Origin of the sequence: Oceanococcus atlanticus (assembly GCF_002088235.1) — a bacterium.
Classification (GTDB): Bacteria; Pseudomonadota; Gammaproteobacteria; order Nevskiales; family Oceanococcaceae; genus Oceanococcus; species Oceanococcus atlanticus.
Genome location: NZ_AQQV01000003.1, coordinates 559,051 through 572,120, shown reverse-complemented (window position 1 = coordinate 572,120; position 13,070 = coordinate 559,051). Strand labels below are relative to the sequence as shown.

Annotated in this window: 10 protein-coding genes and 1 tRNA gene; 8 read left to right on the top strand and 3 right to left on the bottom strand. The window is 61.0% G+C overall.

All coding sequences use genetic code 11. The features are described 5' to 3' along the window. Nucleotide 1: 1 nt before the first annotated feature. The 6 genes from ribBA to cysS are packed head-to-tail and all read left to right on the top strand — an operon-like array spanning nucleotide 2 to nucleotide 4,874. Nucleotides 2–1,102: a bifunctional 3,4-dihydroxy-2-butanone-4-phosphate synthase/GTP cyclohydrolase II gene (ribBA, locus tag ATO7_RS13635; RefSeq protein WP_083562573.1), complete on the top strand. Its 1,101-nt coding sequence runs from the start codon at nucleotides 2–4 to the stop codon at nucleotides 1,100–1,102. Between the two features lie 9 nt (nucleotides 1,103–1,111). Further along, nucleotides 1,112–1,579 (top strand): 6,7-dimethyl-8-ribityllumazine synthase, encoded by a 468-nt coding sequence (gene ribH, locus ATO7_RS13630; protein WP_083562572.1) that lies wholly within the window; start codon nucleotides 1,112–1,114, stop codon nucleotides 1,577–1,579. After that, nucleotides 1,579–2,010 (top strand): transcription antitermination factor NusB, encoded by a 432-nt coding sequence (nusB, locus tag ATO7_RS13625; protein ID WP_083562570.1) that lies wholly within the window; start codon nucleotides 1,579–1,581, stop codon nucleotides 2,008–2,010. Before ribH ends, nusB begins: the two co-directional genes overlap by 1 nt. A gap of 17 nt (nucleotides 2,011–2,027) precedes the next feature. Further along, on the top strand, nucleotides 2,028–2,948 hold the full coding sequence (gene thiL, locus ATO7_RS13620) for a thiamine-phosphate kinase (RefSeq protein WP_083562568.1): 921 nt from the start codon (nucleotides 2,028–2,030) through the stop codon (nucleotides 2,946–2,948). A 2-nt stretch (nucleotides 2,949–2,950) separates the two neighbouring features. Further along, nucleotides 2,951–3,451: a phosphatidylglycerophosphatase A family protein gene (locus ATO7_RS13615; protein WP_083562566.1), complete on the top strand. Its 501-nt coding sequence runs from the start codon at nucleotides 2,951–2,953 to the stop codon at nucleotides 3,449–3,451. Between the two features lie 49 nt (nucleotides 3,452–3,500). Continuing rightward, nucleotides 3,501–4,874 (top strand): cysteine--tRNA ligase, encoded by a 1,374-nt coding sequence (cysS, locus tag ATO7_RS13610; RefSeq protein WP_083562565.1) that lies wholly within the window; start codon nucleotides 3,501–3,503, stop codon nucleotides 4,872–4,874. A gap of 29 nt (nucleotides 4,875–4,903) precedes the next feature. On the opposite strand, the gene folD is transcribed toward cysS, so the two are convergent. The 3 genes from folD to ATO7_RS13595 all read right to left on the bottom strand — a co-directional run bounded on the left by folD (nucleotide 4,904) and on the right by ATO7_RS13595 (nucleotide 6,963). Beyond that, complete coding sequence (folD, locus tag ATO7_RS13605) at nucleotides 4,904–5,758, bottom strand: bifunctional methylenetetrahydrofolate dehydrogenase/methenyltetrahydrofolate cyclohydrolase FolD (protein WP_083562563.1); 855 nt, start codon at nucleotides 5,756–5,758, stop codon at nucleotides 4,904–4,906. 32 nt (nucleotides 5,759–5,790) lie between these two features. Continuing rightward, nucleotides 5,791–5,867, bottom strand: a tRNA-Pro gene (locus ATO7_RS13600). 43 nt (nucleotides 5,868–5,910) lie between these two features. Next, entirely contained in the window at nucleotides 5,911–6,963 is a 1,053-nt protein-coding gene (locus ATO7_RS13595) for a M14 family zinc carboxypeptidase (protein ID WP_083562561.1), read from the bottom strand. A 292-nt stretch (nucleotides 6,964–7,255) separates the two neighbouring features. Here ATO7_RS13595 and ATO7_RS13590 point away from each other — a divergent pair, with 292 nt between their 5' ends. Both ATO7_RS13590 and ATO7_RS13585 read left to right on the top strand, forming a co-directional pair. Then, nucleotides 7,256–10,222, top strand: a complete 2,967-nt coding sequence (locus tag ATO7_RS13590) for a TonB-dependent receptor (protein WP_158523215.1) — start codon at nucleotides 7,256–7,258, stop codon at nucleotides 10,220–10,222. Between the two features lie 37 nt (nucleotides 10,223–10,259). Further along, the gene (locus tag ATO7_RS13585) at nucleotides 10,260–13,025 is read left to right on the top strand and encodes a hypothetical protein (RefSeq protein WP_083562557.1); all 2,766 of its coding nucleotides are present in this window, start codon (nucleotides 10,260–10,262) and stop codon (nucleotides 13,023–13,025) included. Nucleotides 13,026–13,070: the final 45 nt, after the last annotated feature.

The following is a 13,070-nucleotide window of genomic DNA, read 5'->3' as shown; positions in this document are numbered from 1 at the left end:
GATGGATAGGATCGAAGACATCATCGAAGACATGCGCCAGGGGCGCATGGTGATTCTGATGGACGATGAAGACCGTGAGAACGAAGGCGACATCGTCATGGCTGCGGAATTCGTGCGGCCGGAAGACATCAATTTCATGGCCCGCTACGCGCGTGGCCTGATCTGTCTGACCCTGACCCGTGATCGTTGCCGCCAGCTGCGTCTGCCGCTCATGGTGAATGACAACGCCGCCGCGCACGGCACCAACTTCACCGTTTCGATTGAAGCGGCCGAAGGCGTAACCACCGGTATTTCCGCCCATGACCGCGCGCGCACCGTGCGGGTTGCGGTGGAGCCGGAAGCGCGCCCTGAAGACGTGGTTCAACCGGGTCACATCTTCCCCCTGATGGCTGAGCCGGGTGGGGTGCTGGCGCGCGCCGGGCATACCGAGGCAGGCTGCGATCTGGCCCGTCTGGCCGGGTGCAAGGAAGCCGCCGCGGTGATCGTCGAGGTGCTCAACGAAGATGGCACCATGGCGCGTCGCCCGGATCTGGAAAAGTTTGCCGCCGAACATGGCATCAAGCTGGGCACCATTGCCGACCTGATTCGCTACCGTCTGCAGAACGAACATTCGGTGGAGCGAGTCTGCGAGTCGGTGGTCAACACCCGCCACGGCGCGTTCAAGCTGGTGGCCTACGAAGATTCGGTCGACAACACCGTGCATATGGCGCTGGTCAAGGGCGACATCGATCCGGAGCGGCCGACACTGGTGCGCGTACATCTGCGCAATACCTTGTCTGACGTGCTGGGTATCCAGCACGAAGACTTCGGTTGGCCGCTGGACAACGCGCTGAAGACCGTCGCCGAGGCCGGCGAGGGCGTGGTTGTAGTGCTGCGCAAATGGGAAACCCCGCAGGCTCTGGTCAAGAACATCATGCATCTGTCGGCCAGCGAGCCGGTTACCGACGAAGAAGAAGTGGCTGATCTGCGCACCTACGGCATCGGCGCCCAGATTCTGATGGATCTCAATGTGCGTAAGATGCGGGTGTTGTCGGCGCCCAAGCGCATGCATGCTATCTCCGGATTTGATCTGGAAGTGGCCGAATACGTTCAGACCGACTGAGTACACAGCATGAACAAGATCGCGGCTCAAGCCGACAGTTTCTCCATGGATCGTTTTGCGATCGTCAGCACCCAGTGGAACCCGGTTATCGTGGATTCGCTGGTCGATGCGGCCGAGCGCACGCTGACCCAACGCGGCGTGCCGGCCGAAAATATCGACCAGTACGTGGTGCCGGGAGCATTCGAAATCCCGTTGATGGCCGGGCGTCTGGCGGAAAGTGAGCGCTACGCCGGGATCATCGCCCTGGGTGCGGTGATCAAGGGCGATACCGCACATTTCGAGTATGTGGCCGGTGAATGTGCCCGCGGCATTGCCGACGTGGCCCTCAACTACGGTTTGCCTGTGGGCTTTGGCGTGCTCGCCACCTACGACCTGCAGCAGGCCCTGGACCGGGCCGGGCCGAACGAGGAAAACAAGGGCGTGGAGGCGGCGGCTGCCGTACTTGATACGCTGAACATTTTGCGCGCGGTGGCTTGATGAGCGAGAGCAAGCGCCTTGCGGGGCGTCGCGGAGCACGTTATGGCGCTGTGCAGGCGGTGTACCGCTGGCTGATGAACCAGGTGGCGGCGCAGCAGATCTGGCAAGAAGTCAGCGAGTGGGAGCACCTCAGGAACGCCAACAAGGCGATGCTCGAAACTCTGGTCTTCGGCACCATCGAGGCCGCGCCGCGGCTTAATGAGCGCATCGCCGCACATGTGGATCGCGCGCTTGATCAGCTCGATCCGATGGAGCATGCGGTGCTGCTGGTTGGCGCCTATGAGCTGTCCGAGTCGATGGAGTTGTCCAAGGGCATCGTGATCAACGAGGCCATCGAGCTGTCAAAACTGTTCGGTGCCGATCAGGCGCACAAATACGTCAACGGCGTGCTCGACAAGCTGTCGCGTGAGCTGCGCCCGCACGGCGCCTGAGCGCTGCATCACGCGCGGTGACCGAATTCGAGCTGATTCGGAAGTACTTTCAGGGCAAACCGACGCCGTCATGGTGCACTCTGGGTATAGGCGATGACGCCGCACTGATCCAGCCTCCGGCCGGACGCGAGCTGGCCCTGTGTTCCGACACCCTGATCGAAGGACGCCATTTCCCTGTGCGCACGGCGCCCGCGGATATCGGCTGGAAGGCCCTGGCGGTCAATCTCAGTGACTTGGCCGCCATGGGCGCACAGCCGCTGGGGTTCTTGCTCAATCTGAGTCTGCCGCAGGCTGATGAAGCTTTTGTGGCGGGGCTGGCCGACGGTTTGTTCGAGCTGGCGGCGCAGCACGATGTGGCGCTGATCGGTGGCGACACCACGCGCGGCCCCTTGAGCATCAGCATCACCGCTTTCGGTCATGTTGCGGCGGGTCAGGCCTTGCGCCGTGATGGCGCAAAACCCGGCGATGTGATCGTGGTGGCCGGTGAGCTGGGCGCGGCCGCGTTGGCGTTGCAACAGGGCGCTGATGCGCCACCGGCCTTGCGCGCCTATCTGGACCGGCCGCAGCCGCAGCTGGCTTGCGGTCAGGCACTGGCCGGTGTGGCACATGCAGCGGTGGATGTCTCAGACGGCTTTGCTGCGGATCTGGGCCATGTGCTGAAGGCCAGCGGCTGCGGCGCGCTGATCGAGCTTGAAGCCTTGCCGCTGGCGCCTGCGCTGCGCGCGCTGCCGCCGGGCGAGGCGCAGACACTGGCTTTGCACGGCGGTGATGACTATGCCCTGGTGGCCACCTTGGCGCCCGCCGCGTGGGCTAGTTTGCAGGGCCGGCACGCGGGCTTGTGCGCGGTGGGGCAGATTCAGCATGAGGGCGGGCTTGTCGGGCGCGACGGGCAAGGTAAGCTGAACCCTGTTCCACTCACCGGCTACAGCCATTTCTGAGCATGAATCCCAGCGCACGACAGGTTTTCTCCGATCCCATATTGTGGCTGGGCTTTGGCTTCGGCAGCGGTTTATCACCCAAGGCACCCGGGACGGCGGGTACGCTGGCCGCGCTGCCGCTGGTGTGGCTCAGCCTGGCCTGGCTGGGTTCATGGCCGTATGTGGCGGTCACCGTGATCGTGGCCCTGGTTGGCATCCCGATTTGCGGCGAAGCATCGCGCCGGTTGGGTGTCCATGATCATGGCGGCATCGTGTGGGACGAGTTCGCCGGGCTTTATGTGACCGCGCTGCCACTGGCCTTGTGGCCGGTGTCCTACCCTTTGTCACCGCTGCTTCTGGGCTTGGTCTTCGTATGGTTTCGGGTCTTCGATGTGCTCAAGCCCTGGCCGATACGCTGGCTTGACCGCCACGTACATGGTGGCCTTGGCATCATGCTGGACGACCTTTTGGCCGGTGTGTTCGCGGCCCTGGCGCTGATGGCCAGTGTTGCGGTTCTGAGTTGAGGCGCAACATCGGGTAAAGTAGCCGCCCTTTTTGTTCGCACCTCCACTCATGCTGCGCATACACAACAGTCTCACCGGTCGCAAAGACGCATTCACACCACGGGTTCAGGGCGAAGTGGGCCTGTACGTCTGTGGTGTCACGGTGTACGACTATTGCCACCTCGGCCATGCGCGTTTTCTGCTGGTGTTCGATTCGGTGGTGCGTCACCTTGAGGCCAGCGGCTTGCGGGTGAACTACGTCCGCAACATCACCGATGTGGACGACAAGATCATCAAGCGTGCGCAGGAAAATGACGAAGCCACCGAGCAACTGACCGAACGTTTCGTCGATGAGTTTCATGCCGACTGCACGGCGCTGGGCCTGCGTGAGGCTGATCAGGAACCGCGCGCCACCGTGCACATGCCGCAGATCATCGACATGGTGCAGCGGCTGATTGCCAATGGGCACGCCTATGCAGCCGCCAATGGTGATGTGTATTTCTCGGTCAGCAGCTATGACAACTACGGCGCGCTGTCCGGCAAACGGCTGGACGAGCTGCGCATCGGTGCCCGCATTGCGCCGGGCGAAGCCAAGCGCGACGCCCTGGATTTCGTGCTCTGGAAAGCGGCCAAACCGGGTGAGCCGGCCTGGTCTTCACCCTGGGGCGAGGGCCGCCCGGGCTGGCATATCGAGTGCTCGGCGATGTCGACCCACTGCCTGGGTGATGCCTTCGACATTCACGGGGGCGGCATGGACCTGAAATTCCCCCATCATGAGAATGAGATCGCTCAATCCGTGTGCGCCACCGGCGCCAGCTTTGCGGCGACCTGGATGCACAATGGCTTTGTCCAGGTGGGCTCGGAAAAGATGAGCAAATCGCTGGGCAACTTCAGCACCATACGTGATCTGCTGGCCGACTACAGCGGCGAGACCATTCGCCATTTCATACTCGGCACCCATTACCGCAGCCCGCTGGTGTACACGCGAGAGGCGCTGGATGTGGCCGAGCAGGGCTTGCTGCGCTGGTACACGGTGCTGGATGCCGTGAAGCCGGGGGCGAGCTATCAGGCCTCGGATTACACCGCGCGCTTTGTTGCCGCGATGGATGATGACTTCAACACGCCGCAGGCCTATGCCGTGCTGCATGAGATGGTCAAAGCCATCAATACGGGCAAGACTGCCGAGCCGCAGGCGGCGGCTGCTCTTGCTGCCGAATTCAAGGCTCTGGCCGGTCGTTTGGGCCTGTTACAGGCCGATCCGGACAGTGTGCTCAAGGCCGGGGTCGCGCTCAGCGAGGCGGATATCGATGCACGCATCGCCGCACGCACGCAGGCCAAGGCTGACAAGGATTACGCCCTGGCAGATCAGATCCGTGATGAGTTGAGTGCAGCGGGTATTCAGCTGGAAGACGGGCCGGCCGGGACCACCTGGCGTCGCGCCTGAGCTCGCAGGCGGCGTGTAAGCGCCGCCTACTAAACCTGACGTGCGCGGTAGGCTTCGACCGTGTTGTGCATCAGCATGGCAATGGTCATGGGGCCGACGCCACCGGGAACCGGAGTGATCCACGAGGCGCGCTGTGCAGCGGCTTCGAACTCAACGTCACCGACCAGACGACCATCATCCAGGCGATTGATGCCCACGTCGATGACCACCGCGCCTTCGGCGATCCAGTCGCCGCGCACAAATTCGGGCTTGCCGATGCCGGCCACCACAATCTCGGCGCGACCGACTTCTTCAGCCAGATCGCGGGTCTTGCTGTTGCAGATGGTGACGGTGGCGTTGGCCAGCAGCAATTCCATGGCCATCGGGCGACCCACGATGTTGGAGGCACCGACCACCACGGCACGTTTGCCGGCCACGGCGGTGTTGGTGCGCTCAAGCATCTTGATCACGCCGTAGGGCGTGCACGGACGCAGGCCCGGGCGACGCTGCAGCAGGCGCCCGATGTTGGACGGATGAAAACCGTCAACGTCCTTGGCCGGGCTGATGCGACCCAGAATGCGGTCGGCGTCGATGTGCGCAGGCAGCGGCAGCTGGACCAGAATGCCGTCAACATCCTCGGCCTCGTTGAGCGTGTCGATCAGCTCGATCAGATCGGTTTCGGCGGTCGCGCTATCCAGCCGGTGGGGCAGGGAGCGAATACCGATCTGCTCGCACGCCCGTTCCTTGTTGCGCACATAAACATGTGAGGCGGGATCATCGCCGACAAGTACCACCGCCAGGCATGGCGCGCGTTGGCCCTGCGCGGTGAGACTCGCGACCTGCTGCGTAAGATCGGCGCGGATGTCCGCGGAGATGGCTTTGCCGTCAAGTATCTGGGCGGTCATGGCGGGCGCAATCGTGGCAACAAGAATAGAAATGGTCGGGGCGGAGGGATTTGAACCCCCGACCCTCTGCTCCCAAAGCAGATGCGCTACCAGGCTGCGCTACGCCCCGACGGCCGCGAATGGTACGCCGAACCGGTACTGGCCGGCAATTTTTATCCGTGAACGCGCAGTGGGTCGCGATCACCCTGATAGTGATGACCCCAGTAAGCCCAAGCTTCGCCAGCCAGAAACGGCCGTGTGCTTGAGTCTGGCACCCAGCGCCGATGCGCGTGAACTGCGCGGGTTAGGAAGTCGAACCAGAGTAGATGCTGGCGCAAAATGCGCCGTTTACGGTGCGGCACTAAAGGATTGAACAAGCCCAGTCGGGTGAATAGCTGGCGCGGATTCTTCTTGACCCAAAGCCACGAGCCCATTTCCAGCGTGAGTGGAAGAAACACGCGTTCTGGAGTGGCCAGGCTCTCCATATACAAGGCATCCCAAATATCGCCGTGCGTCATGTAGTGCCGGCATTGTGGTTCGATGCGGTAGGTCACATGGTTGGGGTAGGTGCGACGAAACAGCTTGCGCAGGGCATAGATCTCGGCCAGGTGCGGAATCGGAACCCGGCTATGTGCATAGGGAAACCAGATGTAGTTGCGGATACCGAAGCCGGAGTGGCAATCCAGCGCGATGCTCAGCGGGGCGTTCATCAGCTTTTCGCGCACAGTACTGAGCACGGCTCGGTTTTCCGGTGCCAGTTCACCGCGCCGGCCGCGATACCACGACAGGTAACGGGTGATGCGTTGCCCACCCAGTAGCCAGTGGGCGTGAGCGCTCTCCACCGGGGCATTTCTCATCAGATCGATACCCGCGCCGGTGGCTCGCCGGTTGCGTGCCATACCGGTGGGATTGATCAGTGGCATGAACACCAGCCGCGTGGTGTCCAGCAGATGCTGCAGGCTCTCATCCCACTGCATGGCTTCAAGCACGCTGTGTAAAAAAGCCAGCACGACATCACTGCCGATGCGTTCGTTGCCATGGATGCCGCCAAAAAAACCAACGGCGGGTGCCTCAGGTGCCTGGCTGCCCAACTCGATCACATGCACCGCATAGCCCTCGCCCGGGCCCACAACCACCGGGACCGAGGTGCGCAAACGTGATCCAAGGGCGCCGCGATGGCGCTCGATCAGCGTCTCCAACGTTCTCAATTCATTGATGACGATCATCGTGATGACTGTGTTACGGGCAAGCGATCAAGCCTAACTGCGCTTTGCAACATTTCGATGACGCCTTGATTCCCCGGCGTTTGTAGCTGTCACGGGTTTGTCATATCGCTCCGATAATGTGCCGCGCCTTGAGATCGGGTGACGTTTTTCACCCGCAGATTTTCCAATCGGCAGTGAGGCGCAGCACGCGCTTATCTGCATCAAAGCGCAAGGTATGAGATTGAATTTCCGGTTCCTGATGTTAGCGGCGGGCCTCACCCTGGGGCAGCTTGCGTCTGCGCAGGAATTGCTGGTGCACACGTTTCTGGAAAGCCGCCCTTTTCAGGGGCTGGATATGGAACTGGACGGTCGCCGCATCGGGCGCACTGGCACGCAGGGCCAAGTCAGCACGGCGTTGGATTCGGGGTCGCACACTCTGCGCGCGTTGCGCGATGCTGCAGAGCTTGCGACCTATGAGTTCATTGTCGAGCAGGGCGAGAGCGCTGAGATCAGCCTGACCTTCAGCGATTTTCAAAGCGCTCCTGCGATCACCATCGCTACCTTTGACAGTGCGGAGCCTGGCGGTCCGACAGGGCGTATTGTAGGGCTGGTTGCCGACATGGACGATCGGCCCATTGCTGATGCAGTGATTCGCGCACCGCAAAGCGGTGCACAGGTTCGCTCCAAACCCGACGGCAGCTACTCGCTGGAATTGCCGCGCGGCATTCACAGCCTGGAAATCAGCCACCCGGACTTCAATACCGTCAGCAAAGACGGTTTGCGCGTCGTGGCCAATATCGGCATTGCGGCCAATATCATGATGCTTCGGCCGCTCTCAGCCACTGATGAGGTGGGCTCGGACATGGACTTCTCCGATGTGGAGGAAGTCATGGTCATGGGCGCCTACAAGCCGGGTGAAGATACAGCGGACCTGGAAAAGTTCTCCGTCGCTATCACCGACGCGATCAGCATTGATGATCTGCTGCGTTTTGGCGACTCGGATGTGGCTGCGGCGCTCAAACGTATCGTCGGTGTGGCGGTGACGGGCGGCAAGTATGCCAATGTGCGCGGACTCGACGGGCGCTACATATCCAGCACCTTGAACGGCAGCCTGATGCCAAGTACGGATCCGTTCCGCCGCGATGTGCAGCTGGATCTGTTTCCGGCTGAAATCCTCGGCGGGATCGAAATTCAGAAAAGCTTTACCGCTGATCTGCCTGGCGACACCACCGGCGGGATCATTCGCATGACCTCGCGTGATCTGCCAGAAGAAAACGAGTTTGGCCTGTCCGTGTCGCTTGGCTTTGTCGATGGTGCCACCGGAGAAGATCTGCTCAGCTACGAAGGCAGCGACGGCGACATCTTGGGTATGGACGATGGCCTGCGCGAATTGCCGGGTGGCATTCGTTCCAATCTGTCCAATGGCAACTTCCGTTTCAGCATCTGTCAGTTCGAAGGCCAGTCCAACTGTATTTCACAGGAAGAGGGCGCCGCACTGGCTGGTCAGTTGCCCAATATCTACAACACCACACGTGAATCGGCAGGCCCGGATTTTGGGCTGGCCGCCAAACTGGGACGGCGCTACGAGCGTGAAACCGGTGATTTCGCGTTTTACTCGTCGCTGACCTACGACCAGGGCTACGCCTCACGGCAGGAGGCAAGCTTCAATGACACCGATGCTGTCGGCACCTATGACTGGGACAGCTTCGCCGTCAGCCTCAACGGGTATCTGGTCGCCGGCTGGGTGTCGGACAACGGTTGGGATGTGCTGAGCAAGACCATCATCTTGCGTGACTCGGAAGACCGTGCCACCTACGAAGTCGGTTTCAACAAGAAAGACGAAGTTGATGAAACGCTGACCGTACTGGAGTGGGTGGAACGTCAGTTTCTGGGGCAGCAGATTGACGGCAGCATCAGCTTGTTCGGCAATCATGAGCTGCGTCTGCGTGCCGGCTTGAGTCAGACCAATCGTCTTTCGCCAGATCGGCGCGAATATCAGTATCGCAACAATGTTTTTATCGCCTCCACGCTGGAGCGCAGCTATTCGGACCTGACCGAAGATGGTCTTGACCTGGGCCTCGACTACGAGATGCCGCTGCAGATCAACGACTGGTTGTTCACCAACCTCAAATTCGGTGTGCTGAGCAACACACGTGACCGCGACAACGAACTGATTCGCCTGGGCGTGTTGACCCGCTCAGGCAATGATCTCGACCCTTCACAGGATCTGGAAACACTGCTGGTTGCGGAAAATTTCGAGGCCGATCTTTACCGCCTCAACACCAACAAGACCACCGACACCGACAGTTACGAAGCGAGCCAGGACACCACCGCGGTTTATCTCTCCGCTGAGACGGATCTGGGCACGGACCTGACCGTGGTGACCGGTGTGCGCATGGAGGACTACAGCATCGATCTTAACTATCCGAATGCCTCCGATGAGGATGTATCGGCCGGTTCGGATCGTGACTCCAGCGAAACCCTGCCGAGCTTGTCGGTGATTTACCGGTTCAGTGATGCCTTGCAGCTGCGTGGTGGTTTCGCCCGCACCGTGTCGCGGCCAAACATCACCGAGCTGGCGGCCTCGCGATTCTTCGACCAGGAAGGGCGCCAGTACATCGGCTGCCCCAACTGCAGCGATTCGGACATCAGCAATTTCGACGTGCGCGGCGAATACTACTTTGGCGATCAGAACAGTGTTTCCTTGGCCGTGTTCTACAAGGACATCAGCGATCCGCTGGAACGCGCCGTGTCCGACGGCTCCGGTTCGGCTGTGTCGGCATTGACCTTCCGCAACAGCGAATCCGCCACTGTGCAGGGTTTTGAGCTTGACGCCAGCAGCCGCGTGCTCGATGGCATCGATCACGTCATCGACCTCAGCGGCAACATCGCGGTGATCGAATCCGAAATCAGCCTGGATGAGGACGGACAGCGCCTCGAGGGCCGCGACAGCCGCGAGCTTCAGGGCCAGTCGCCGTTTCTGGCCAATCTGCAGGTTGCTTACGACAACTACGCCTGGGACGCCAAGCTGACCTTCGTGGCCAATTACTTCGACGACCGCATCGACGCGGTCGCCCGTGCGCCTCAAGAGCCGATCAAGGAAAGCGGGCGCCTGGACATCAACGTGACCGCGGAAAAGACCCTGCGCAACGGTTCCAAATTCAGCCTCAAGCTGAAAAACCTGCTCGACGAGCCGATCGAGCGCACACAGGGCGGGCGGGTTATCGAGACCTACAAGAAAGGCATGAGCCTGTCTTTGGGTTACTCGCTGAGCTTTTGATCATTTCACCTGACGTTTCAATGGAGAGGAAAACCCCATGACGATTCAGAAAACTGGCCTGGCAGTATTGGGCCTGACCGCAGCCGCGATGGTTGGTTGCGGCGGCGGTGGCGGCGGCGGGGGCAGCTCCGATCCGACGCCGACTCCGACCCCGACACCCACTGCAACGCCGGGCGCCGGCGATTCCGTGTGTGATGAGAGCTTTGTCAGCTGCAGCGGCACCAATGCCACGCTGTCCGGCACCATCGACAAAGATTTCACCCTGAGCACGGACTTCAACTGGTTCCTCGACGGGTTCGTCCAGGTTGGCAACGGCAACGTTGAAATCACCAGCAATGCGCAGGCCAATGACCTGCGTAACAACGGTGTGGAACTGACCATCCCGGCGGGCACGCACGTTAAGGCACTGGAAACCGGTGTTTTGATCGTGACCCGCGGCAACCGCTTGATTGCCAATGGCACCGCGGCCAATCCGATCACCTTCAGCAGCGTCGACGATGGTTTCGACGGCCTGGGTGAATGGGGTGGCGTCGTGCTGCAGGGCTTTGCGCCGCAGTTCGGTGCTGGCGGCACGGGCAACTGCTTTGGCGACAACAACTACTGTAACGTCGCTGGTGAAGGTGGTTCGGACGTGGCCTTCTATGGCGGCAAGTACCCGGCTGATAACAGCGGCAGCATTCGCTACGTGCGTATCGCCGAGGGTGGCCTGGTGGCTGGCCCGAACAACGAAGTCAACGGTCTGACCCTGCAGGGTGTGGGCCATGCCACGACCATCGAATACGTTCAGGTCCATAACAACCTGGATGACGGTGTGGAATGGTTCGGCGGCACGGTCAATGCCAAGTACCTGGTGCTGACCGGCAACGACGATGACGACATCGACTACGACGAAGGCTACAAGGGCAACATTCAGTTCGCCATCGTCAAGAAGAGCAGCAACGATGCACCGCAGGGCAGCAATGACCCGCGCGGCATCGAAGCCAACAGCTCGGATGAAGATTTCGTGCCTCAGACCACCGCAAGCCTGGCCAACATTCTGCTGATCGGTAACACGGTCAGCGCGAATGAGCCGGGTATGCGTCTGCGTGGCGCGCTGACGACGTCCATCTTCAACACGGCGCTGGTTGGCTGGGACAAAGGCTGCATCCGTATCGATGACGCCGACACCAATGCTGACGACGTGGCGGATCAGTTCTCCAACGTATCGCTGGAAAATGTCTTCGGCGACTGCGCTGGCGGCTTTTACACCCACGAAGATGCCGACAGCACCGCCGGTGGCGTGGGCAGCCAGACCATCAGCCTGGACGATGCTTATGCCATCAACGAAGGCTTCGCATCGCTGGCGAGTGCGACCAACATCGTGGCTGTCGACAACGGTTCGGGCTTTGCCTTCGAAACCACGGACTATGTCGGTGCGGTTGAGCCGGGCACGTCCATGGGTGATGCCTGGTGGGCTGGCTGGACCATTCCGGGTTCGCTCAGCGATGCGGATGAAGCGCCGGCTTCGGCCAGCTTCGTGAGCTGCAACGACAGCACCATGATCTGCGAAGTGACCGGCACCATCGACGAGGACTACACCTTTGTTGCCGGCTACACCTGGGTTCTGAACGGCCTGGTCAAGGTTGGCGATGGCAATGTCGAGATCAACAGCGAAAGCCAAGCTGATCAGATCAAAGCCGACGGCGTAACCCTGACGATCCGTCCGGGCGTGGATGTCAAAGGCACCGAAACCGGCGTGCTGGTGGTGACCCGTGGTTCCAAACTGATCGCTAACGGTTCCGCCTCGGCCCCGATCACCTTCTCCAGCCTGGACGAGAATTTCGACGGCCTGGGTGAGTGGGGTGGTGTCGTGCTGCAGGGTTTTGCCCCGCAGTTTGGCGCGGGTAACACCGGCAACTGTCATGGCGCCAACAGCTACTGCAACGTGGCCGGTGAAGGCGGCGGTGGCGTGGCCTTCTACGGCGGTGACGATCCGGCCGATAACAGCGGTTCGCTGCGCTACGTGCGTATCGCTGAAGGTGGCCTGGTTGCGGGTCCGAACAACGAAGTCAACGGTCTGACCCTGCAAGGTGTGGGCTACATGACGTCGCTGGACTACATCCAGGTGCACAACAATCTGGATGACGGTGTGGAATGGTTCGGCGGTACGGTGAACGCCAAGCACCTGGTGCTGACCGGCAACGACGATGACGACATCGATTTCGATGAAGGCTACAAGGGCAACATCCAGTACGCCATCGTGATCAAGAGCGACAACGCCACGCCGCAGGGCAGCAATGACCCGCGCGGTATCGAGGCCAACAGCTCGGATGAAGACTACGTGCCGCAAACCCAGGCCACGCTGGCCAACATCCTGCTGGTCGGCAACACCGTCAGTGCCAACGAGCCGGGCATGCGCCTGCGCGGCGCCCTGACCGTGTCGATCTTCAACACTGCCCTGACCGGGTGGGACGAAGGCTGCATCCGCATCGATGATGCAGACACCAATGGTGACGACACCAACGATGCGTTCTCCGACGTGACCCTGGTCAACATCCTCGGCAATTGCAGTGGTGGCCTCTATACCCACCGTGATGCTGACAGCCAGACCAACTACGTCAGCAACGCCGTGAACCTGAATCAGGCCCTGGTTGTGACCGGTGCCGCAGCTCAGGTTAGCGCGCCGAGCATCACCGCAGTGGCCAACGGGTCCGGCTTCAGCTTCGACGAAACCAACTACATCGGTGCCGTGGCGCCGGGTACCAACGTGGCTGATGCCTGGTGGAACGGTTGGACGATTCCGAATTCGGTGTCGGTCGACTGAGACCTGAAGGGTTCTGAAAGAGCCCTCTGAACTGAGAGGCGGCGG